This window comes from Weissella koreensis KCTC 3621 (assembly GCF_000277645.1).
The window spans coordinates 276737-300321 of record NZ_AKGG01000016.1 but is presented as its reverse complement, the minus strand read 5'-3'; the positions used below and the strand labels follow the sequence as shown (position 1 = coordinate 300321).

Here is a 23585-nt window from a genome sequence, read left to right as displayed (position 1 = left end):
AGAAAATTAAATATAAAAATCATAACTAGTAAATTACGAAACAATGGCATATTATAAGTGTAAAATAAACGGTACTAATGAGTGGTAAAAGTGTGTCTTATGATTATAAATAAAAATCATATGGTTGATCATTATTCCAAGAACTGAAAAAAGAGGGTATAAAGCGAATCTTTAAGCTATTATGTAATCTTCATTGAAAGGGATAATTAAGGCTGTAAGAGACTAAATATAAAAAATGTTTTGATCTGGGTAGCCTTGGCTAGCCATTTTTTTAAATAAAAATAAGGTGGTTTCTGAATATATTGGAGACTAAAGTTATTTTTATAAAGTGACTGTTATCAAATTATTAGTAAAGCATTCAAATTAATGAAATAAACCGATGTGGGGATGAAGGTATGGATAATAAACAAAGTGAACAAAGTATTCGGGAAAGAATGGAAGTAATGGCCGATGCGGCATCTTTATTATTACTAGGTGGGGCAGAATCATTTCGGATCGAAGAAACAATTGAATATATTGGAACTGCTCTAGAATTGCCAGTGACATGTATCGTAACTTTAACGTCAGTTTCTATTTCAGCTAATCAAATCATAGCAACAAAGGTTGTTAAAACGCGATTATCAGGTTTTAATCTTCAAACTGTGGATGAGGTCAATAACTTTTCACGAAAGCTTACTAGCCATGATATGGATTTTGATGAATTTAAAAATGAAATTCAAAAAATCAAGAAAGAAGTAATTTCATTTAAAGGATGGCAAAAAGTGCTTGCTGCCGGAATGGTTTCTTTAACCCCATTATTAGTGAATGAGGCGAATCCCAATGCTTATTTGGCAATGTTTTTAGTTGGAGCATTTTCTTATTTTTGTTTTAATCAAATTAACAAACTCAGCTTAAATACATATTTTAGTGAATTTGTTGGGGGTATGATGATTGGATTATTAGCAGGAGTCATGGCTAGTGTTTTCCCAAAATTAGGAATGCATAATATTATTTTTGGAGCAATTATGCCTCTAGTCCCAGGATTAGCGATCACGAATGCTTTACGGGAAATCGTAGATGGCCAAATCATTTCGGGGATTGTTAGATCGATTGATGCCATCTTTGCATTAGTTGCTTTATCACTTGGGGCAGCGGCAGGTAATTTCATGATCAAGCTAGTGTTTGGAGGATAAAATAATGGATTATATTTCAATTGGGTTAGCTTTTTTATCAAGTTATTTTTATGGTGTAATTGCTAATGTTCCAAAACGGGCTCTTTTATCATCTGGATTCACGGGAGCCATTTCGTGGGCAACATATCTTTTTGTAGTTCAAAGCATTGATAATGTTTTTCTAGCGAATATCGTTGCAGCTTTTTTGATTGGGGTAGTTGGATTAGTTTTTGCTAAAAGAAAGAAGGTTCCTTCACTAATGATTTACGTGGGTGCCTTAATTCCGTTGGTCCCAGGGGGAATGGCATTTGAAACGGTGACCAGTTTTACCAAGGGAAATATTAATGCTGGAGTGGCAGGAGTCTTTAATACATTGGTGATTGCGATTGGCTTAGTTTGTGGTTTTTCAATTGCTTCATTGGGATTGAATCTGCGAAAAAAAGAAATTTTTAAAGGACATAGAAAGTAAATTTTTGATAGCTATTATTTAAAAAAATGAAGTGTTAGAATGGACGTGTAGAACTGTTAATGGATTTTGGCGTTAAGTGAAATTTAGAAAGAAGGCATACTGAATATGGCACTTTTAAATGAATCAGCACGAATTGATATTTTGAAAAAATTGGTGGAAATCCCATCAGTTAATGAACACGAATTGGATGTAGCAAATTATTTATCAGAAATTTTGGCGCAATATGATATTGAAGCTAAGATTATCAAGATTGGTGAAAGCCGAGCTAACTTAGTAGCTGAAATTGGGACGGGCGCCCCAGTAATGGCTGTAACTGGACATATGGATGTAGTTGATCCTGGTAATTTAGATGATTGGAATAGCGATCCCTTTACCTTGACACAAAAAGATGGAAAATTATATGGCCGTGGTTCTTCAGATATGAAGAGCGGTTTGGCAGCCTTGGTCATTGCTATGATTGAAATGAAAGCACAAAATAAGCCAGCTCGTGGGACACTACGTTTATTAGCAACGCTAGGAGAAGAAGTGGGTGAAGAAGGATCACAACTATTTTTTGAAAAAGGATATATGCAAGATGTTGATGCTCTCCTAGTGGCAGAGCCATCTGGATATCAAATTGCGTACGCCCAAAAAGGATCAATTGATATTAAATTGACTTCGAAGGGAACGGCTTCACATAGTTCAATGCCAAACTTTGGTTATAATGCTCTTGATCCAGTGATTAGTATTTTGGCGGCCGTTAATGAAGAATTTAGAGCCGCTGAAATTCCCGTTAATACAATCTTAGGGAATGTAACAGTAAATACTGATATTTTAGCGGGTGGGGTCCAAGTTAATTCATTACCTGAATCTGCCGAGGCTCAGATCAATATTCGAACGATTCCAGAATTTAATGGAAAAGATGTATTGAATAAATTTGACGCAATCGTTAAAAAAGAACTACAAAAAAGTAATCAAAATTATGATGTAAATATGGCTAAAATGTTGCCGATTGAATTAAAGCAGGCAGATATCAGCTATGAAGTAATGATGGATGAACCTGCTGTGATTTCAACCAAGGAAAATTATTTGATTCATTTGGCACAAACGATTGGTGAAAAGTATGCCGGTGAGAAGATTCCAGTCTTAGCATCCCCAGGAATCACAGATGCTTCGAATTTGATGCGCGATCAGGATGATAATGTTCCGTTTATTGTCTTTGGACCAGGAAATACGACCTCGCATACCGCTAATGAATACGTTGATCAAAAAATGTATTTGGATTTCATTGAATTATATATCCAATTATTTGATCAATATTTAGCTGAATAAAGTTAAAACAGTAGTTTGATTTAGTAGTTTGATTTAATTGATATTAAAAATAAGAAGCCTGATAGCATTTAAATGGTATTAGGCTTTTTTGATGTTTAATTTGTGTAATTTAAAATAATGAAATTTGGTTTATTGGGAAACAATTTTGTATAATGATTTTAGAGGACATTACAATGGAAAATCGAGAAGATGTATTTATGTCGGCCTATATTGAAGTAGTGAATAATTTCATGCGCTTAAATCGGGCGGTGGTGACTAATCAGTTCACGGGTTATACCCATGTAGAAGTTGAAACTGTTGATTTGGTGGGCCATTTGGATGAACCGAATGTAACTAAAATAGCTGATGAAACTGGTATGACACGTGGTGGAGTAACTAAATTAATGAATAAATTAGTTAATAAAGATTTGGTAGTTTCTTTTCAACGCCCCAATAATAAAAAAGAACGTTATTTTAAATTAACTGAGGCTGGTAAAAATTTATTTGCAAGACATGCAGATTTACATACTGATATTGTGAGGCGTGATCAGCAAATTTTTGATCTGCTTAAAGAAGAAGAATTGAATGAAATGCTTGATTTTGCGGGAAAATTAAATCAGCATTTTGAACAAGAAATGCACAAATTAAATACCTCAAACTAACGCAGAATAAGACCTGCGTTTTTTATTTACTAACAATTTTGTTGACAAAGAAACAAAAAGGTTTAATATGTATTTTGTTGACTAGGAAACATTAAAAAACAAATATATTTAAAAATTGAGGTAAGAATTATGTTCAAACAAACACAAAAATTTCCAAAGGAGCTAGTTACGATAGCATGGGTGCTCGTACTTGGAACAATGGCACCGATGCTAGATTCTACAATGGTTAATATTGCCATCAATCAACTAGGTCAAGAGTTCCAAGCTTCACTAGGGTTAGTTCAGTGGGTTATGATAAGTTTCATTTTAGCGATGGGGGCTGCCGTTCCGTTCTCAAGTTGGTTGGTGGATCGCTTTTCGGGAAGAACGATCTATTTATGGTCTGAAATTGGATTCGGATTAGCGTCACTATTAGCTGGATTATCAGCCAATATATATATGTTAATTAGCATGCGAATAATTCAAGGTTTATTTTCGGGCCTATTAATTACAGTTATGTTTACGTTATTAGTTGAATTATTTGGAGGCGCTAAAATGGGACAAGTTATGTCCATTATTGGAGTGCCTATGACTCTAGGACCGATGCTAGGACCGATATTTGGTGGGCTCATTGTCCAGACTAGTTCATGGCGATGGATGTTCTTTGTAAATGTACCTATTGTGATGATTGCGATTATCGGTTTAATTAGGATGGTACCTAAAAGTAGCCCACAGCGTCGGCTAGATCATTTTGACTTTTTAGGAATAACTTTATTAGTGGTGATTGCAGTAAGCCTAATTTTAGGAATTACCAAAGCTAGTATGACAGGAACTTTTCTTCAAATAGCAACTTTACGCCTAGTTGGAATAGGGTTACTAGCCAGCATAATTTATGTTTTTTACGCCTTGAAGACAAAATATACCGTGGTTTTACCACTGCATTTATTTAAATATCATAATTTTTCAGGGGCGATGCTTGGTGATTTATTAGCTGGATTTATTACTACTGGTCCGATGCTATTATTCCCTCTTTATTTTCAAGATGTTCGAGGTGATAGTTTGATCATTGCCGCCATAGCTTTGATTCCGCAAAGTTTAGGAATGTTGATGGCGCGGGGAATGATTGGCCGTATGATTGATCAAATCGGTGCACGAATCGTTATTATCTTGGGAGTTATTATTACCGTAATTGGAACGCTACCCTTGGTTTATTTGGGTCAAACAACAGCTAGTTGGTTATTAATGTTAATCATGTTTATTCGCGGAATTGGTGGTGCTGGAGTTAAGTTTGCCTTGCAAGCCGACATTTATGTAGGGATTGATAAAATTTATGTGGGAGCAGCATCGATTGGTGCTAAATTATTTGAACAAGTAGGTTCGGCTTTTGGAGCAGCAGTACTAGCAACCGTAGTGACGGGGTATACCGTGATACATCCGGTCAATCAGCCAAATCAATTAATTGGCGCGTATCAATATGGATTTTTATATGCTACAATTTTTTCATTATTGATTTTAATACCTGCTTTCATGATGACTAATCGGATGAAAAAATGAATACAAGCACTTTTGGAAAATAATATATAAAAAATGGCCCTATTCGTCGATTGAATTCAACGAATAGGGTTTTAATTTATAAAATTATATGCGCAAATACCGGTCTAATAGACTGGTTATTTACTACTATTAATTTCTGGATCTTGTTCATTTTTACGATCCAAATGGCTTAACATAATGCGTGTTCCAATATTTTGAATTCCGTTCAAATTTAAATTATCACGAATACCATCATTTAATTTATCAAGGATATTAGATAACTCAGACCATTCTTTGGGATCTAAATAGTCAAGATACTATCGAATATAGAAGAGAATTTTTTCAGCTTCACGTCGTCCTTTTTCTGTTAATTTTACTAACTGAATCCGACCATCATTTGGATATTTTATAAATAAAAGTTTAAAAAGAATCAATTACTCGATTAATATTTCTAATAAATATTTGTTGAGCATCAGATGGTTGAATACCAGTGCTCATTAGGGCGATATATCCAATAATAATGTTAAAAAATAAGGCAGTGTTTAATTTGTTTTGTTCTTCATTGTTGGAAATTTCTTCAAACATTAATATAAAAAAGCACATTATCTCTAGTTTGAGGAAATGTGCTTTTTAGTATTATGTCTGAAATATGTTAGCAGTAAATTAACGATTTTTATTTTTTTCAAGGGTTAGAATTTGATCAATGATCTCTTGTAATGAGTGTTCTGACATACTTGCTTCAGCATCTTTTTGAATTTTACTATAAACATCATTCAAAGTTTCCTGAATATTGCCACCAACGATACATAGCGGATTGGTCTTGTCATCAATGTGTAAGAAATTATGATTGTCTTCTATTGCTAGATAAACATCAAGCAAACTAATGTCTTGAGGGGCTTTGGCTAAAGATAGTTCTACTTTACCAGGTTGACTGTTGAGTAAACCGGCCCGCACTAAATTCGACATCATCCGTCTAACCATACTTTGATTTGTTTCAACACTTGAAGCAATAGCTTTACTTGATAGATCTCCATCAGCATAAATATAAACGTAAGCTAAAATATGTACGGCGTCACTTAATTTATGGGAATATTTCATTTTTATTTACGCTCCACATAATTGCGGGATAAGAAGTTCAGCATGTTCTCAGGAGCGTGTCCTGTGATGGTTTTAAAGTCATTGGTGACTTGATCAAATAATCCTAGAGCACCAGCGGCATACATACTAGCTAACTCTTCGCCATCCCCATCTGGAGCATAGATTTCACCAAATTCTTTCGTAGTAACTGGCTCATAGCCAATTGTATGATCAGTGATAGTAGTCATAATTTTTCCGAGTTCTGGCATAGTTAAACTATTATCTTGAGTCACAGTATAGATTTGCCCATGATCTCGTAAATTAGGTTGCATAGCCAACTTAGCGATTGATTCAGCACTGTCATCTTGGGTGATAAAACTCATCGCTTGATCGCCGACCGGATAGATTAAGTGTTTTCGTTCAATTAGTTCGGGTAAGTAAGGCACCAATGGATCAGCATATAGTGAATTTCTAATAACAGCATATGCTAAACCACTACCAGCCAGTTTTCTTGGAGCATAGCCGTAGTAGGGAGACATCGTAAAGGGATTATTTTCTTGATCAGCGTAGAAACTAACAAAGACAACATTGTGTACATTGGATAATTTTAAGGCTTTTATCGAATTTTCAAACTCCGTAATTCTCTGTAACATACTATAAGTTTTACTAGGAATATAAATCACTACATCTTGTTTCTTGAAGGCTTGAACCATACTATCAACGTTCAAATAATCGATTGATACCAAATTTACACCTAGTTCTTTAATCAAATTAGCCTTACTTGGTGTATGAACTGCAGCGGTAATGGATTCAGATCCTACTAATTTAATTAAATTATGGACTACTCGAGTACCTAAATTTCCTGTTGCGCCGGTAATTAAATATTTCATTTTTATTTATCCTTTATCAATTTTTTTATAAATATTATTTCTGATATCTACATGAACATTGTGATGCGATATGTTGATTTGATAATTTGAGAACATGTTACTTTATAAATAACTTGTTTCTTTTATTATAAGTGTTTTTTGATTTAGTGCAAACTTTTTAAATATCTTTAAATAAATTTATCTGTATTTAAGCATAGTTAGAATGTTTTTAAAACATAATAAAAACCCCATCAGTTTTAGCCAACTAATGGGGTTAAGTTCACAATAATTAAATCAAATAATTAATAATAGCTATTATATATATCTTTCTATAAACGACCTTTAAAGAATAATTGTGAAATGATGGCTGCGATCGCCACACCAAGACCAAGAGGTAAAAATGCCGAATAATCAAGATGGCTAACTTCGAAAATCATAAATAAAGCCATTAAAGGAGCTTGTTGTGAGGCAGCCAAGAGAATAGCGGCACCTAATAATGCTGCTTGACTCAATGAAAGTGGGAAGCCTAATAAATTAAAGCCTAGTCCAATTAAAACACCTAAGGCTGATCCAATCGCAATTGATGGGGTTAACGTTCCACCGGATGCGCCAGCACGAATCGTTAAAACTGTTACGGTAGCTTTAGCGATTGCGCCCAAAATAAGAATCCCGATAAAAAAATGGTGATTATAATTCATTGACAGTTGAGCTAAGGCCCGACCATTTCCCATGATTTGTGGGAATATCATTGCTATTAATCCAGTTAAAACAGCTAATAATGGTAATTGCCATAAAATTTGTTTATTCTTGGCTTGAAATTTTTCAGCCCATTTAAAGGCTTTACGAAATAAAACGCCGACTAGTCCAATAATGGGACTCGCGATTAAAACAAAAGGTAGCATCATTAAGCTGAAATGAGTATCGTGAATTAAATAGTAAGGCTTAAAGCCCTTAACCAAAGAACCTATTAACATTGAAATCACACTCATACTTAAACTGATGGTTACCGTTTTTGGTGTTATTTTTTTTAATAGAATTTCAACACAGAAAAACATCCCCGTGATGGGGGCGATGTAGATTCCGGCGAAACCGGCCCCGGCAGCAGCAGCAATTAATAACTGTTGATCTTCGGGAGTTATTTTTGATAATCCTATTTTATTAATCATGTTTGACCATCGTTGCGCTAGCATGGCTCCGGCTTCTCTTGGAGCTAACTCCCGGCCCACCGAACCACCAGTTCCGACAAACATAATCTGGGTTAGAACATCAATGATGGTTTCAATCCATGGCATCTGTTTTCCTTTTAAGGCCTGATTGATACTGATGATGGGTTTAAATTTAGTCCGTAGAATATACCAAATGATGGTGGCTAACATCCCCCCAATAATCACTGAAATGAGTCGATGACTACCGGCAATCATGGTTGCGCTAGGCGCGAGTGCTGATTCTTTGAAGCTTAAGAAAAATTGTTCAACTTTATCTAAAAATAAACTCAAAATCAATGAACTAAAACCAACTATGATGCCTAAAGCAATCGTTGAAATAATTAAAATTCCAGTTTGTTGGTGAATCTCCTTTGGGTTTTGTGACTCTTTTAATACGTGTTCCATTTATTATTCCCCACTATTTTGGTTATGTATAGTAACTTTGTCTCTGTGAACTAAACTTTCAAAAATTTGATAGGTATATCGCCATAATCCAGTAGTTACTGATAGATGCTTTGCTTTTTTAAATTTTACACTAAATAAGCTTCAGCCAAAATAAAATTATTACGCCTGCATATATTTTAAATGAACTTTTTTCTAGTTGCGGTAGTGATAAATCGCATCTGTAATATTTATTTTATTAAATAGTCACAAGATTCCATCTGCAGTTCCTAAAATGGGATTAAAATATTTTACAGTTTGTATTTCTTTTAAATTTAAGGCATTCAAAATGTTAATCGTGCAAAGATAAATTAGATTTAAGTATTAATCCAAGAATGATTAGCGATTAAAGCAACTAAAAAATGGTCGAAAAGTTTTCAGTAGAGTACTAAAAACTTTCCGACCAATTAATTGAAACAAACTTAAATTTTTAGAGTTAAATGTAATCACTAAACGAGCGTGACTTTTTTAAATCATAGATTATCTTTTAAAATTTATTATTCCCACTCAACAGTTGCTGGTGGCTTAGCTGTAATGTCGTAGACTACGCGGTTAATCCCACTCACTTCGTTGACAATTCGACGTGATACTTCTTCCAAGATATCCCAAGGAAGCTTAGCAAAATCGGCTGTCATTCCATCTATAGAAGTAATGGCACGAATGGCGATAGTGTAGTCATAAGTACGACCATCTCCCATGACACCAACGGAACGGACACCTGTTAGGACGGTGAAGTATTGCCAAACTTCAGCATCAAGGCCGTGGTTAGCAAATTCTTCCCGCAAAATTGCATCAGAATCACGGACGATTTCGAGTTTAGCTTCAGTGATATCACCTAAAACTCGAATTCCAAGTCCAGGACCAGGGAATGGTTGACGCCAAACTAAGTCGTGTGGCATACCCAGTTTTTCACCTAAAGCACGGACTTCATCTTTAAAGAGTGTCTTAAGAGGTTCAATTAAAGTGAATTGCATATCTTCAGGAAGTCCCCCAACGTTGTGATGAGACTTAATTGTTTGGGCCGTGTCAGTTCCAGATTCAATAATATCAGTATAAAGCGTTCCTTGGGCTAGGAAATCAATGCCCTTAAGTTTAGTAGCTTCTTCATCGAAAACTTGAATAAATTCATTACCAATGATTTTACGCTTTTTTTCTGGATCTGAAATACCAGCTAATTTATTAAGGAAACGTTCTTGGGCGTCGACCTTAATAATATTAAGACCGAATTTACCACCAAGAGCTTCCATGACTTCGTTAGCTTCGTTTTTACGTAAAAGACCATGATCAACGAAAATTGAAGTTAATTGATCACCAATGGCACGTTGTAGTAAAACTCCAACAACTGAAGAATCTACACCACCAGAGAGACCAAGCAATACCTTCTTATCACCAACTGTAGAACGGATTTCTTCGATTTGCTGGTCGATAAAATCATCCATTGACCAATTGCGCTTAGCACGAGTAGCGTTGATAAAGTTTTCTATAATTTGGTGACCATAAACGGTGTGTTGAACTTCAGCATGAAATTGGATTGCATAAAGATTCTTATCCGGATTTTGCATTGCAGCAATTGGTGTGTTGTCAGAAGTTCCTACAGCCGTAAACCCGTCAGGAACTTGGTCCACGTAATCACCATGGGACATCAAAACAACTTGCTTTTTTGGTGTTCCCTTAAATAGTACTGCTTCAGGATCAGTAACTTCCATCTCAGTCTCGCCATATTCGGATGAATTATTAGCAGGTGCTACTTTTCCGCCGGGGAGTTGATGGGCCATGAGTTGCATACCATAACAGATTCCCAAAATCGGGATATTTAAGTTATAGATTTCAGGATCAATGGTAAAGGCCCCTTCGTCGTTAACTGAATTAGGTCCACCAGAAAAGACTAACCCCACTGGATTAATTGCTTTAATTTCCTCTATTGTAATGGTGTGTGGCTTAAGTTCTGAGTATACTCCCATTTCTCGAATTCGGCGGGCAATCAATTGATTGTATTGTGAACCGAAGTCGAGAACGAGGATGCTTTCTTGTTGCTTGAGTTCAGCCATCATAGTCCTCCTAAATTAAATTGAATGTTTTAATTATACGAGAGAATACCATAATTTTAAAGGTAAATCTGCTTTTGATAAATTGTTATCGCTAATTGGACGTTTATTATAAATTAATGTTCGATTTTAAAAGACAATAATATAAATTATATGAATGATGACGCTTTTGCAAATAATAAAAATTATGTATATAATGATTTTAAATTAAATAAATTCTTCGGGGCAGGGTGTAATTCCCGACCGACGGTAAATGATTTCTATATCAAAGTCCGTGAGCCATTTTAAATGGTTGAGCTAGTGTGAATCTAGCACCGACAGTTAAAGTCTGGATGGGAGAAGAATTAAAGGAGCTTTTTTAGTGGCCTTAATATCTTTTAAAGGGGATATTATGATCATATAAGAATAGTGCTTTTAAGTGTCTTTGATAGTCCCGTGAGTTTTAAACTCAGGGGATTTTTTTAATTTAATTAAAAATGAATGGAGTACGAAAATGATGCAGACTAGAAAATTAAGTCTTATTGCCCTTTTTTCGGCTTTATCGGTGATTTTAATGGTTTTTATTTCGGTGCCATTAATTCCAACAGTGCCTTTTTTAAAAATTGATCTATCGTTTATTCCGATCTTTATGGGAATGATGTTACTTGATTTGAAAAGTGGGTACCTAATTTTACTGATTCGGTCATTGTTAAAATTATTACTTAATAATGCTGGGGTAAATGATTATATTGGTTTACCAATGAATATTTTGGGATTCATGATTTTAATGACAGTTTTGTATTATTGCTTGATCAAAAATAAATGGCGACCTTGGATTCAAAAAGGCATGTCAATCGTACTTGGTTCGGTTGCATTAACAGTTATGATGGTCTTGATGAACTATTTTTATGCGATTCCGCTTTATGCGCAATTTGCTAATTTTAATATTGGTCAGGTCTTTGGTATTTTTAATTATCTGTTGTTGGCAGTGGTTCCATTTAATCTATTAGAGGGAGTTATTTTAATTAGTTTAAGTTTGTTGATCCTGCCCTTTGTTAGGCGATTAATTAATCTGATTTAAAAGAAAAAGGCGTCTAATCCGGGTAAATACCTAGATTAGACGCCTTTTTTAATTTTTTGATTAACGTTTTGTGAACTTAACAATTCCTTCCCAACGAGCAGTTTGAGGGAACATGTCAATTGGTTGAATATATTCGACATCATAAACTTTAAGAAGATCGACTAAATCACGAGCTAATGTTGATTCATTACATGAAATATAAACAAATTTTTCTGGCGCATGAGCCAAAATTGTATTTCGTAAATTAATATCTAAACCAGTCCGGGGAGGATCAACGACAATTGCATCGGCGATCCAACCAGCTGCGGTCCATTGTGGAATCAAATCTTCAGCAGCGCCAACAAAGTATTTGGTATTTGTAACATTATTATCCAAAACGTTTTGATTAGCATCAGCAATTGACTCTGGAACAGTATCCATTCCACGAATCTCACCAGCATTATCAGCTAGGGAAATTCCGATGGTTCCAACACCAGAATAAGCATCAATTAATTTATCAGCATGGGTTAGATCCAGAGCACTTAAAGCCTCTTGATACAAACGCGCTGTTTGACGGGGATTTAGTTGTAAGAATGCTCGAGGTGACAACTTAAATTGACGCCCATTAATTGTTTCAGTAATGAAGTTAGAACCCCAAAGTAACTTAGTTTTTTCACCCCAAATTAATGAAGTTTCGTCGGGATTAATATTTTGATGAATTGAAACCACTTCTGGTAAATCATCATGAATATATGCGATTAATGTTGAAAGTTCAGGGATTTTATCAGAATTAGTCACAATAGTTAATTGGACTTCACCGGTTGATTCACTTACTCGGGCAACCAGTGTCTTAATGATACCTGTATTTTTCTTTTCTTCGTAGATTGGAATCTCTAACTCATCGATAATATCACGGACCTTACGGACAACTTTTAAGGTAGCAGGATGTTGAGTGGACACCTTAGGTAAATCAACTAAGAAATGGGAGTTACGTTGATACATCCCAACAGAAATGGTTCCATCCTTCATTTGACGAATCGGGAATTGGGCTTTATTACGATAACCTCTAGGATCTTCCATGCCAATTGTGGGCTTAATTTCAATATCTTCAAAACCACGAGGTTTATATTTTTCAAGAGCTTGTCGGATAACATCTTGCTTGAATTCTAATTGTTTTGGATAAGATAAGTGTTCTAGCTCAAAACCACCAACACTTTGATCGTCGATAGGTTCGACCCGATCCGGTGACTTTTGTTTGAATTTGCGAATTTCAGCTTCGATAAAACGGTCTGTAAAGTTGGTAACTTTAACATCAACAACTTCACCTGGCAACGCACCAGGAATAAAGGTAATCTTACGTTTATAGTAACCAATTCCTTCTCCGTTAATACCAAGTCTTTTAATAGTAATTAGTAATTTGTCACCAATTTTAACGATGACATTGTTTGAGGCGGAATTTGTTCCACGTGAAGCATGATAAGGTTTATCATGCTGATTTGGGTTGCGATTATATGCCATAATTTCGTACTACAAGGGGTAACCCCAGCTCCTTTTCTAATAATATCTTATTTTAGCATGATCTAAGCAATGTGGGGATGATTTATATCAAGGTATATCAAGTAATCTTAGATTTAAATTCAAAGCATTTATACTTAATTTGAATGGCTATAAATAGATCAAAACATCGACTTTATTTTTGAAATTTCAGACGATTTTGGAGTGACATTTGAATTGGGAAATGAATAGTCTCGGTACCTGCCTCAATGGCGCTTTCATAATATTGGTATTTCTTATCTAATAATTGCATTGAATTTTCGAGACTTGCGATTTGTCGTTTAACGAGGGCTTTTTGTTGAATGAACATATCTCGACGGGCCTCTAATGAATTGTCACCAGATTTAGTCAAATCGGCATAATTTTTAATGTCATTAATTGACATACCAGTGGCTTTTAGACATTCAATGACATCGATCATTTCAATATCGCCATCGGAAAAGCTGCGATAGCCAGAAGCTTGGCGTGATAAATTTGGAAGTAAGCCTTCTTTATCATAGTAACGTAGGGTTGATGCTGGAATTTGCATTGCCTTAGCGACTTGTGAGATGGTATATGACATTGTTATTTCTCCTTATAAATTAGATAGATGGTTGACATTAAAGTGAACTTTAATGTTATTATGACTTTGTTGGGGCTTAATAACAAGCTAGAAACATATAACATAAATTAATATTTAAAATTGAAAAGGGGAATTAAATAATGAATGAAATTAAAAATAAAGTAGTTATTATTATGGGAGCGTCTTCTGGAATTGGAGAAGCAACAGCTATCAAATTGGCAGAACAAGGAGCAAAATTAGTTATTGCAGCTCGCCGTGAGGACAAAATTAGTCAATTAGCAGCTCAATTGGGAGAAAATGTTTTTTATCAAACTGCTGATGTAACGAAACGTGATCAAGTTAAGGCTGTAGTTGATTTAGCCATGAACAAATTTGGACATATTGATGTTCTTTATAATAATGCAGGAATTATGCCACAGGGTAATTTATCTGAACTCAATTATGATAGTTGGGAGATGATGTTGAATACCAATGTTATGGGTGTATTAAATGGAATTGGAGCCGTTCTTCCGATTATGCGTGAGCAAAAAGATGGATTAATTATTTCCACTGATTCTGTAGCAGGGCATGTGATGTACCCTGGTTCAGCAGTTTATAATGGAACTAAATTTGCTGTACGGGCAATTATGGAAGGCTTGCGCCAAGAAGAATATCAAACAGGAATTCGCTCAACAATTGTTTCACCTGGAATGGTATCAACTGAACTCTTAACAACTGTTGGAAATAAAGATATAGAAACATATCTTGAAGGTCAATCTAAGTTGGAGGGAGTTAGCTTAAACCCTGAAGATGTAGCTAACGCCGTAGTTTATGCTATTCAACAACCAAAGCACGTAGCAATTAGTGAAGTCTTGATTCGACCAGCAAAACAATCAATTTAATCTAATTTACATTATTAAATTTGATAGTAGTGTCAGATTATAATCTTTATTAATAGAAATGATCTTAAATGAATGATATTGATTTTCAAAATTACTGAGTAAGAAAGACTAGGATATTTATCCTAGTCTTTTTTTATTAAAAATCTCTACATAATTAATCATTTAAGGGTGATACAGGACAGATATGGTTGACTGCTTTATAATGAAGCATAACCGGAAGAACAGGTGGGTAAGATAATGGGTAAAATAAATGATGAACAAATTTTTGAAGCAGCCCAAACAGTGTTGATGGAGAAAGGGGATGCTGGATTAAGGATGACAGCCATTGCTAAAATTTTGGATGTATCGCATGCCGCTCTATACAAACACTTTAAAAATCGTGAGGCGCTAGTTGAGGCTTTGATTAATGATTGGTTATTGAAGATTGATCAGCCGATTTTAGATCAAGCTGTCCGAATGCCTGTAGAAGCAAGAATTGATAGTCTTCATGATTGGTTACAAACTTTGGTACAACAGCGCCAAGCAGCTTTTAGAGCTGATCCAGCGCTAACCCAACTTTATGTTAAAAAAATTAGTCAACAAAGTGAAATTATGAATGATGAATTAACGGCTTTTTCGAATAAAGTTGAATATATCATGGGCTGGGATACTTTTCGGCAACAACGAGGTATCACAATTATGATGGCTTTTACATATTTTTATCATCCATATTTTATGAATAAATGGGATGATAATTTGATTTTCCCTTTATTCGAATCGACTTGGCTTGAATTATCACCAATTTTAGAATTGTAAAATGATCGATTAGAGACTTGCAGATTATTGTTTCATTTATTAGGATATTAAATACAATTAAGGTGTAACTAATTATTTAGAAGGTAAAAAGATATGAAAATAACAAGTACGGGGATTGAAAATGGTTACTTTAAGGATATTTTTGGAGGTTACAGTCAATATGTGAACGAAAATAAAATTCCTACCTATTCGATACCATTTAAAATTGAAGAAGCCCCTGAAATGGCTAAAAGTTATGCAGCAGTCCTCTATGATTTAGATGCCTATGAAGTAACGAAAGGGTTTATTTGGATCCATTGGACATTAGCCAACTTATTAACAACTGAAGTCTTGGCAAATGCAAGTCAAGAAACGTCAGAATTTATTCAAGGTGTGAATAGTTCACACAGTCCTATGGGATATAATCAAGATAAAGAAACCTCTAGTTACTATGGAGGGATGCGACCTCGTGGCCGTGATCATAATTATATTTTAAAGGTTTATGCATTAGATGCTATTTTAGATTTAGAGCCAGGGTTTTATTTGAATCAACTACATGATCAAATGGAAAACCATATTATTACAACAGCTAAATTAGTGGCTAAATATCGGCAATTTCACTAAAAATAAATTTAATTTTATAAATTAATTGGAATCGTAATAGAGAAGGGGGAAATAAAATGGAACAAGCAGTTCGATTGAAAGTTTATGGTCTAGTGCAAGGTGTTGGATTTCGTTGGGCGACTCGTCGTCTAGCTGTGCAGTTAGTGATTGTAGGATTTGTCATCAATGAAACTGACGGATCAGTATCAATTGAAGCTCAAGGTGAGGAAATGAATATTCGTAAATTTATAACTCAGATTGAAATTGGCCCATCTAACGGAACTAAAGTCCACCATGTTAAAATTGCAAGTGTCGGAGTAAATCCAGATTATACGACTTTTAAAATTTATTAAGGGAGATAAGTATGCTAGAAAAAATCCGATCAAAATCCATATTATTTTGGTCACTTGAATTATTAATTGTTGCACTTTTATTGATGGTTGTTTCACAGCTGGATTTTATTTTAGAACCGATTTTTAAATTTATTGGGGCGGTTTTTATTCCCGTTTTAATTTCAGGTTTGTTGTATTATATTCTAAATCCAATCATAAAAATTATTGAAAAAATAAAAATAAAAAAGAATAAGTCGATTCCGCGTAGTATCATTGCATTATTTTTAGTGGTGTTAATGATGGTTTTGATTGGATTAGCAATGGCAATTGTTGTACCACGTTTAATTGATCAAATTACTAATTTTGTACAATCAGCACCGACATATTTGCGTCAGATGCGAAATTGGATGGAAGGTGAAGATCGACTAGCTATTATTAATCGGATGGGGGTAACTTTTGATGCAAATACATTGCAACATGGGGCTCAAAAATATGGGACTCAAATTGCTAATGGAATGGCCAATGGCATTGGGGGATTTGCTAGTTCTTTGATTGGATATTTGGTTTATGCATTAACGGTACCTGTTATGACTTTCTATATGTTAAGCGATGGCCATAAGTTATTACCATTCGTTCAACAATGGTTTCCAAAACGAAAAGATGATATGGCGGAAGTTGCTAGTTTACTAAATGACACACTTTCAAACTATATTATGGGTCAAGTTATGGAGATGTTATTTGTAGGATTTGCGACAGGAATTGGATACTTCTTAATTGGTGAGAAATATGCTTTAGTCTTAGCGATTATCGCTGGATTATCTAATATTGTGCCATATTTGGGACCATATATTGGAATTGTACCAGCACTATTTGTTTCAGCGACACAAGGTGTTTGGCAAATTTTTTTCACAGTCTTAGTAGTGGCAATTGTGCATTTGATTGATGGAAATATTATTTATCCGCGGATTATTGGTTCACGTTTGAACATTCATCCGATGACAATAATTATTTTATTATTGGCAGCAGGAAATGTGGCTGGAATAGCGGGGATGATCTTAGCTATTCCAACCTATGCCATTTTACGAACCCTCTTTGTTTATCTTTGGGAGTTCTTTGTCAATCGCAATGAACAAACTAGCGCTGAAAAACCAAAACAGGCATAGTATCCTAATTGAAAATATCATTTAAAGAAAGGCTCAGACCATTTGGTAGGGGCTTTTTCTTTATAAATAAAAAATCCCGTTTGTGCTTGTTTGCATCAACGGGATTAGGAATTGAATTTACCAAATAGGAAAATCAGATGGTGTAGTTTGGTGTAGACGTTGTAGTAATTTTTTTAAAATTCCTTTTTCTAACATTGCAGCCCACATTCCTTCGAAAAATTTTTCGTTTTCAATGATCATTGAAATAATGGCCCGTAGTTTGAAGAAGTCATTTGAATCATTAGCAATGTCAATGATGTCAGATTCAGTGATAGGCGTGGCTAATTCTTTTTGCATTAAGGTCCGTTGGAATTTTGCATCATAAAAGTCAGAACCTTTGAACTCATGTAGCATTTTGAATAATTCAGAGTCATAGAGGGGATGGTCCAAGTGATCAGCTCCGGCATGCCAGGGAATGGTTTTACCAATTTGTTGTTGTAAATAATGGTCCCAAGTTGCAAAATCAAAATCGTGTAGTTGTGCCATGAATAGCCTCCAATTAACTATTAAAAAGTAAGTACTAATTATATAACAATTTATCTAAAAAAACGATGGCTAACAGTTTAATCATAAAATTGTTAGAATGGAGAGGGAAAGTTTTTTAAATTACTGAGGAGGAGATAATGACAAATAAGTTTATTGAACAGGGGTATACTTTTAAACCAGCTAATGTCCAAATGATTAACAATCAATGGCATGACTTATCTTATATGGAAGGTCCTAGGCATCAATTGGATATTTACCTACCAAATGAAGGAACTGCGCCTTTTCCCGTCATTATCGATATCTATGGTGGTGGATTATGGCGAGGAGATAAAAGTTCTTTTAAGCTGGAGCCCGCTTTACAATTTCTATCTGCTGGTTTTGCAGTAGTGAGTTTAGATTATTCATTGTTATGGCAAGCACCTTTTCCGACTCAAGTTTATGAAGTTAAAGCAGCTATACGTTGGCTAAAATCCAAAGGCATATTATATAATTTAGATATGAATAAAACCATTTTAATGGGTGAATCATCAGGTGCCCAATTGGCAGTCTTGGCAGGTATTACAGCTAATACAGCAGCATTTAAAAATTCTACATTCGGGCAATTTCAAACTGCTAGTGAAGAAGTACAAGGAATTGTTGCGATGTATGGACCTTATCAGGTTGACCAATTTCCGACTCAGTTTGCGGCTACTAAAACTAAACCAAAGTATGCTGAGACTGGGACAGATGAGTCGTTTGAAGGACAGCTATTAGGACAAAATGCTCCTCAAGATGTACCAGATTTGGTGAATAAAATTGATCCGATTAATTATTTGACTCCTCAAATGCCGCCCATTATAGGTTTCGCAGGAACGGCTGATCAAGTAGTCCCTTATCAACAAACAATTCGTCTAATTGAAGCATCTCAACAGATGATTGGTCCAGAAATGGCACAATTACATCTAGTTGAGGGAGCTCACCATGGAATCGATGATTTTATGGATACTACCAATTATCAATTGAAATTACAATTTATTCAAAAAATATTAGGAATAAAAAGGGGTTAAAATGCAGAAACGATTTATGGATGGGTATGTTCATGCTACGCCGTCAACGTTAATATTAACCATCGCAATGGATTATTTATTTATTTGGTTATTGCAGCCAACTGGATTTATAATGCGAACTTTGGCATTTATCCTCTTTGTTTTACCAGATTTGATATCAACAGTTTTAAGTTTTAAAAACTTTTTATTAGATAATCAGGATGAATGGCGTCATCGTAATAAAGATTAGAGACTTGAAAGATATTTAAATTATAAAGAGGTTGGATAAAAATTTTATCCAGCCTCTTTTATTATAAAATAAAACCCCCAGATTAGACTGATCGTCATCACTGCGGGATAAAAATGAATTTTTGAAAAAACTTAATCTTACTCAATGTGTTCTTTATATTGTTGATCAAATTCAGCTAAAACTTGGCGAACTTCATCAGTAGTATTTGTTTCCATTAATGCCATTCGAAGATCGGAAGCATATGAGAAAGAACGGACATATATTTTGAAGAAGCGCTTCAATTTTTGGAAATGGCGTGGACCATATAATTTAGTGACTTCATCATGTAAATCTAATTGTAGGTTTAAGAGAACCAAAGAATCTTCTAAGGTATGGTCAACCGGTTCTTTTTCAAAAGCCCAAGGACTTTCAAAAATACCACGGCCAATCATTAAACCATCAATACCAGGATGAGCTTGAGCCAATGCTAATCCTTCTGCTCGATTTTTAATATCACCATTAAATTGAATTAAAGTATTAGGAGAAATTTCATCACGCATAGCTAAAATTTCGTCAATTAATTCAAAATGAGCAGGGACTTTTGACATTTCTTTACGTGTTCGTAAATGAACAGTTAGAACTTGAATGTCTTGTTCTAGCAAAAACGGCAGCCAAGTTTTATAGGTATCAAGATGGTTGAAACCAAGGCGTGTTTTAACAGAGATAGGCAGTCCAGGTTCTTTGGCTGCTGCAATCACCGCTGCGGCAGTTTCGGGATTACGAATTAAATCAGAACCACCGCCATTTTTAATGACTGTACCATCGGGACAACCCATGTTTAGATCGACAGCTTGATAACCGCGCTTTTTTAAGTCATTGATCGATGAAACGAAATCCTGAGGCCGATCACCCCAAATTTGAGCAATTGGCATTCGTTCGTTTTCAGCGACTGCTAAACGGCCTTGAACTGAAAATTTAGCTTTAGGATGGGCGACACTGCGAGCATTAGTGAACTCGGTATAATAGGCATCTGGTCCGGCTGCTTGTTCGACAACTCGTCGGAAGACAGTATCAGTCACTGCTTCCATCGGAGCGAGAGTGAAAAATGGGACTTTATCTTGTCCCGGAATTTGAGCTTGATCAATAATATTTTGCCAGTATTGAGATTTAGCTTTAATCATAATTAACATGTCCTTTCAAATTAGTTCTTATATTATTTAAAATTCGAATTTAATAATTATTATCTAATTATTATAATCTTTACTACTATAAATATATTTGGTGATTTTGACAAGCTTAAAAATGACTAATAAATTTTATAGGTATGATAGGAAAATACCAACTAGATTTGATTTTAAATGGATAAAGTGGAACATATTAATAAGCTTTAACCAGAAAGTTTGATATTAAAATTAGGTTTAAGTATATGTTTCACGTGAAACGCAATGAAAAGTATTGAAACACCTTGTTTTTTGGGTTATTCTTAATGTAATTGTTTACATGGAGGAAAATAGATGAATCCCGAAGAATTTGAGACTGCCTTAGAGAAAAAAGGTATTAAATTAGATGAGCGCCAATTAGAGCAGTATCAGATTTATTATGATTACTTAATCGAAGTAAATCAGGTAATGGATTTAACCAATATTGTTGAAAAAAACGAAGTATATTTAAAACATTTTTTTGATTCATTAACGTTAGCTTGGGCTTACCCAGCCTTACAAACTGAGCCATTAAAACTAGTCGATGTTGGTGCTGGAGCAGGGTTTCCATCATTGCCACTTAAGATTGCCTTCCCACAATTAGAAATAGTAATTGTAGATTCGCTACAAAAAAGAATTAATTTTTTGAACCAATTAATTGAAAAGTTAGATCTGACAGGCGTTCAGCCTATTCATGAACGAGCTGAAGTTTTTGGAGATAAAAATGCACCAACTCGTGAAACTTTTGATGTTGCAACTGCCCGTGCATTAAAAGCTATGCCGATGTTAGTTGAAATGACACTACCATTGGTCAAGCGAGGGGGAGTCTTATTAGCGATGAAAGGTAGTCGAGCCGCTGAAGAAATTCAGGATGCCAAAGTTGCTATTCCGACCGTTGGAGGGGCTGTTGAAGATCAAATTAAAGTTGATTTACCTAATGGTGATGCTCGAGAAATTGTGGTTATTAAAAAAGTCAAAAAAACACCAGCCAAATATCCAAGAAAATTTAGTGATATTAAGAATAAAACGTTATAAAAGTTAACCTAAATGTTGACTAAGTATGTAAGAAGAGAAAGGTAAGTTCATGGCACATATTATTGCATTAGCCAATCAAAAAGGTGGGGTTGGTAAAACCACTACTACGGTTAATCTAGGAGCCGCGATTGCTAGTTTAGGACATCGGGTATTAATAATTGATGCCGATCCACAAGGAAATGCTACTTCAGGATTAGGAATTAAAAAATCAACGATCGAACCAGAACATGAAATTTATGACGTTTTGGTGCATGGAGTTTCTCTTGCGGATGTGATTATTCCAACTAGTCATGATAATTTAGAAATTGTTCCTGCTACAATTCGTTTGGCCGGAGCAGAACTAGAATTAGCTCCAGTGATGGCTCGAGAAACACGTTTGAAAGAAGCTTTGAATCTAATTTCTGACGAATACGACTATATTTTGGTCGACAATCCACCCTCATTAGGATTAATTACCATTAATACCTTTACCGCAGCTGATTCCATCTTAATTCCAGTACAGGCTGAATATTATGCCTTGGAAGGGTTGGGTCAACTATTAAATTCAATTACGCAAATTAAGAGTTTGTTAAACCCTAATTTAGATATTGAAGGTGTTTTGTTAACGATGGTGGATGCCCGGACTAATCTTTCAAATGAAGTTGAAAATGCCGTCCGTAACTATTTCACTACAGATCAAGTATATAAAACGGTAATCCCTCGGAATGTCCGTCTATCAGAAGCTCCTAGTCATGGATTAGCGATCATTGATTATGATCCTAAGTCACGGGGAGCAGAAGTATATGGTAAGTTGGCAGAGGAGGTTTTAGCAGCTCATGACAACATCTAAGAAGAAAAGCGTTCTAGGCGATAACATTGTCAGTGGTGGATTAAATGCACTCTTTGGGCAACAAGGAATTGATGTAGATGTTGATGAAAACAAAGGGGATGCTATAGAAAATTTAAATGTAAATTTTATTATTGCTAATCCTTTTCAACCACGCCATAGCTTTGATGAAAACGCTTTACGTGAGTTAGCTAACTCAATTAAAGAAAATGGTATTTTACAACCAATTATTGTTCGCGTGGCTAAAGAATCTAAAGATAAATATGAAATTTTAGCTGGTGAACGACGTTGGCGTGCAACTCAACTAGCTGGGAATGAAACGATTCCAGCAGTCGTTCGTGCATATGATGATGCAACGATGATGCAGGCGGCTGTTTTGGAGAATTTACAGCGAGAAAACTTGTCACCAATTGAAGAAGCTTTGGCTTATAAGCAGATGATGGATGTTTTGCATCTTACGCAAGTCCAAGTTGCTAAACGCTTGGGAAAGGCACGTTCCGTTGTCGCAAATACCGTTCGTTTATTGACTTTACCGCAAGAGGTTCAAGATTGGATCCAAACAGGTGAATTATCAATGGGGCAAGGAAGAACTTTATTGGGGTTGCATAATAAGCGCCAAATTTTGAATTTAGCTAAACGAGTAATGCAAGAGCGTTTGACGGTTCGGCAAGTAGAACGTTTAGTTAATGAAATGAATGAAAATAAAGTTGTTTCAAAAGCTACACCACAAATTTCAGCAGAATTGAAGGAAACGGAAAAAGCTTTGTCGGATAAATTAGCTACCAAAATTGCGATCAAGCATAATCAACGTGGTGCTGGTAAAATTGAAATTAATTATGGATCAGATCAAGATTTGAATCGTATTATTAACGCATTAGGACTAGATCTCAACGATTAAAAAACGAGGTGATACATATGTATGAACTTTCGGATATTATTGAAATGAAAAAACCACATGCTTGCGGAACTAATCGCTGGGCGATTATTCGCATTGGTGCAGATATGAAAATTAAGTGTCAAGGATGTGAACGAGTGGTAATGTTATCACGACATGATTTTGATCGTCGCTTTAAAAAGGTTTTGGAAAAAGCTAACTAATAAAATTAATAGAAAAGAA

The 23585-nt window shown here is 35.0% G+C and carries 26 protein-coding genes and 1 riboswitch; of the genes, 17 read left to right on the top strand and 9 right to left on the bottom strand.

Annotated features, from left to right (window positions below):
* Positions 1-395: 395 nt before the first annotated feature.
* The 5 genes from JC2156_RS08015 to JC2156_RS07995 all read left to right on the top strand — a co-directional run bounded on the left by JC2156_RS08015 (position 396) and on the right by JC2156_RS07995 (position 5105).
* Positions 396-1172, top strand: a complete 777-nt coding sequence (locus JC2156_RS08015) for a threonine/serine exporter family protein (RefSeq protein ID WP_006846138.1) — start codon at positions 396-398, stop codon at positions 1170-1172.
* A 4-nt stretch (positions 1173-1176) separates the two neighbouring features.
* Positions 1177-1620: a threonine/serine exporter family protein gene (locus JC2156_RS08010; protein ID WP_006846137.1), complete on the top strand. Its 444-nt coding sequence runs from the start codon at positions 1177-1179 to the stop codon at positions 1618-1620.
* A 105-nt stretch (positions 1621-1725) separates the two neighbouring features.
* The gene (locus JC2156_RS08005) at positions 1726-2931 is read left to right on the top strand and encodes an ArgE/DapE family deacylase (RefSeq protein WP_006846136.1); all 1206 of its coding nucleotides are present in this window, start codon (positions 1726-1728) and stop codon (positions 2929-2931) included.
* A 173-nt stretch (positions 2932-3104) separates the two neighbouring features.
* The gene (locus JC2156_RS08000) at positions 3105-3572 is read left to right on the top strand and encodes a MarR family winged helix-turn-helix transcriptional regulator (protein ID WP_006846135.1); all 468 of its coding nucleotides are present in this window, start codon (positions 3105-3107) and stop codon (positions 3570-3572) included.
* Positions 3573-3701: 129 nt separating this feature from the next.
* Positions 3702-5105 (top strand): DHA2 family efflux MFS transporter permease subunit, encoded by a 1404-nt coding sequence (locus tag JC2156_RS07995; protein WP_006846134.1) that lies wholly within the window; start codon positions 3702-3704, stop codon positions 5103-5105.
* Positions 5106-5504: 399 nt separating this feature from the next.
* On the opposite strand, the gene JC2156_RS09020 is transcribed toward JC2156_RS07995, so the two are convergent.
* The 5 genes from JC2156_RS09020 to guaA form a co-directional block, all read right to left on the bottom strand.
* A complete protein-coding gene (locus JC2156_RS09020; RefSeq protein WP_006846132.1) occupies positions 5505-5669 on the bottom strand; it encodes a hypothetical protein in 165 nt (54 codons plus the stop codon).
* Between the two features lie 78 nt (positions 5670-5747).
* Entirely contained in the window at positions 5748-6182 is a 435-nt protein-coding gene (locus JC2156_RS07990; RefSeq protein ID WP_006846131.1) for an Rrf2 family transcriptional regulator, read from the bottom strand.
* 2 nt (positions 6183-6184) lie between these two features.
* Positions 6185-7051 (bottom strand): SDR family oxidoreductase, encoded by an 867-nt coding sequence (locus tag JC2156_RS07985; RefSeq protein WP_006846130.1) that lies wholly within the window; start codon positions 7049-7051, stop codon positions 6185-6187.
* Between the two features lie 308 nt (positions 7052-7359).
* Entirely contained in the window at positions 7360-8640 is a 1281-nt protein-coding gene (locus JC2156_RS07980; protein ID WP_006846129.1) for a chloride channel protein, read from the bottom strand.
* A gap of 533 nt (positions 8641-9173) precedes the next feature.
* Entirely contained in the window at positions 9174-10724 is a 1551-nt protein-coding gene (gene guaA / locus JC2156_RS07975) for a glutamine-hydrolyzing GMP synthase (protein WP_006846128.1), read from the bottom strand.
* Positions 10725-10933: 209 nt separating this feature from the next.
* A riboswitch (FMN riboswitch) is annotated at positions 10934-11069 on the top strand.
* A 145-nt stretch (positions 11070-11214) separates the two neighbouring features.
* Between guaA and JC2156_RS07970 the strand changes: the two genes are divergently transcribed.
* On the top strand, positions 11215-11781 hold the full coding sequence (locus JC2156_RS07970) for an ECF transporter S component (RefSeq protein ID WP_006846126.1): 567 nt from the start codon (positions 11215-11217) through the stop codon (positions 11779-11781).
* A 60-nt stretch (positions 11782-11841) separates the two neighbouring features.
* Here the strand turns inward: JC2156_RS07970 and rlmD are convergent, their stop codons facing one another.
* Both rlmD and JC2156_RS07960 read right to left on the bottom strand, forming a co-directional pair.
* The gene (rlmD, locus tag JC2156_RS07965; protein WP_006846125.1) at positions 11842-13278 is read right to left on the bottom strand and encodes a 23S rRNA (uracil(1939)-C(5))-methyltransferase RlmD; all 1437 of its coding nucleotides are present in this window, start codon (positions 13276-13278) and stop codon (positions 11842-11844) included.
* Positions 13279-13450: 172 nt separating this feature from the next.
* Positions 13451-13876, bottom strand: coding sequence for a MerR family transcriptional regulator (locus JC2156_RS07960; protein ID WP_006846124.1), 426 nt, complete (start codon positions 13874-13876; stop codon positions 13451-13453).
* Between the two features lie 140 nt (positions 13877-14016).
* On the opposite strand from JC2156_RS07960, the gene JC2156_RS07955 reads away from it, so the two are divergent.
* The 5 genes from JC2156_RS07955 (at position 14017) to JC2156_RS07935 (ending at position 17629) form a co-directional block, all read left to right on the top strand.
* Positions 14017-14757: an SDR family oxidoreductase gene (locus JC2156_RS07955; protein WP_006846123.1), complete on the top strand. Its 741-nt coding sequence runs from the start codon at positions 14017-14019 to the stop codon at positions 14755-14757.
* Positions 14758-14994: 237 nt separating this feature from the next.
* A complete protein-coding gene (locus JC2156_RS07950; RefSeq protein WP_006846122.1) occupies positions 14995-15552 on the top strand; it encodes a TetR/AcrR family transcriptional regulator in 558 nt (185 codons plus the stop codon).
* Between the two features lie 93 nt (positions 15553-15645).
* On the top strand, positions 15646-16155 hold the full coding sequence (locus tag JC2156_RS07945; protein WP_006846121.1) for a YbhB/YbcL family Raf kinase inhibitor-like protein: 510 nt from the start codon (positions 15646-15648) through the stop codon (positions 16153-16155).
* Positions 16156-16211: 56 nt separating this feature from the next.
* A complete protein-coding gene (locus JC2156_RS07940; protein WP_006846120.1) occupies positions 16212-16487 on the top strand; it encodes an acylphosphatase in 276 nt (91 codons plus the stop codon).
* Positions 16488-16498: 11 nt separating this feature from the next.
* Positions 16499-17629 (top strand): AI-2E family transporter, encoded by a 1131-nt coding sequence (locus JC2156_RS07935; RefSeq protein ID WP_006846119.1) that lies wholly within the window; start codon positions 16499-16501, stop codon positions 17627-17629.
* A 117-nt stretch (positions 17630-17746) separates the two neighbouring features.
* Here JC2156_RS07935 and JC2156_RS07930 read toward each other — a convergent pair whose 3' ends face one another.
* A complete protein-coding gene (locus JC2156_RS07930; RefSeq protein ID WP_006846118.1) occupies positions 17747-18154 on the bottom strand; it encodes a DUF6508 domain-containing protein in 408 nt (135 codons plus the stop codon).
* A gap of 137 nt (positions 18155-18291) precedes the next feature.
* Between JC2156_RS07930 and JC2156_RS07925 the strand changes: the two genes are divergently transcribed.
* Complete coding sequence (locus JC2156_RS07925) at positions 18292-19200, top strand: alpha/beta hydrolase (protein ID WP_006846117.1); 909 nt, start codon at positions 18292-18294, stop codon at positions 19198-19200.
* A 1-nt stretch (position 19201) separates the two neighbouring features.
* Positions 19202-19429 carry a hypothetical protein gene (locus JC2156_RS07920; RefSeq protein WP_006846116.1) on the top strand — a complete coding sequence of 76 codons (228 nt, stop codon included), beginning with the start codon at positions 19202-19204 and terminating at the stop codon, positions 19427-19429.
* A 137-nt stretch (positions 19430-19566) separates the two neighbouring features.
* Here the strand turns inward: JC2156_RS07920 and JC2156_RS07915 are convergent, their stop codons facing one another.
* The gene (locus tag JC2156_RS07915) at positions 19567-20589 is read right to left on the bottom strand and encodes a tRNA dihydrouridine synthase (protein WP_006846115.1); all 1023 of its coding nucleotides are present in this window, start codon (positions 20587-20589) and stop codon (positions 19567-19569) included.
* 333 nt (positions 20590-20922) lie between these two features.
* Here JC2156_RS07915 and rsmG point away from each other — a divergent pair, with 333 nt between their 5' ends.
* From rsmG to JC2156_RS07895, 4 genes are read left to right on the top strand one after another with little or no spacing between them, the layout of a single operon-like run.
* Positions 20923-21642, top strand: a complete 720-nt coding sequence (rsmG, locus tag JC2156_RS07910; RefSeq protein ID WP_006846114.1) for a 16S rRNA (guanine(527)-N(7))-methyltransferase RsmG — start codon at positions 20923-20925, stop codon at positions 21640-21642.
* A 49-nt stretch (positions 21643-21691) separates the two neighbouring features.
* On the top strand, positions 21692-22471 hold the full coding sequence (locus JC2156_RS07905) for a ParA family protein (RefSeq protein WP_006846113.1): 780 nt from the start codon (positions 21692-21694) through the stop codon (positions 22469-22471).
* A complete protein-coding gene (locus tag JC2156_RS07900) occupies positions 22458-23366 on the top strand; it encodes a ParB/RepB/Spo0J family partition protein (protein ID WP_006846112.1) in 909 nt (302 codons plus the stop codon). Before JC2156_RS07905 ends, JC2156_RS07900 begins: the two co-directional genes overlap by 14 nt.
* A 17-nt stretch (positions 23367-23383) precedes the next feature.
* Entirely contained in the window at positions 23384-23566 is a 183-nt protein-coding gene (locus tag JC2156_RS07895; RefSeq protein WP_006846111.1) for a DUF951 domain-containing protein, read from the top strand.
* Positions 23567-23585: the final 19 nt, after the last annotated feature.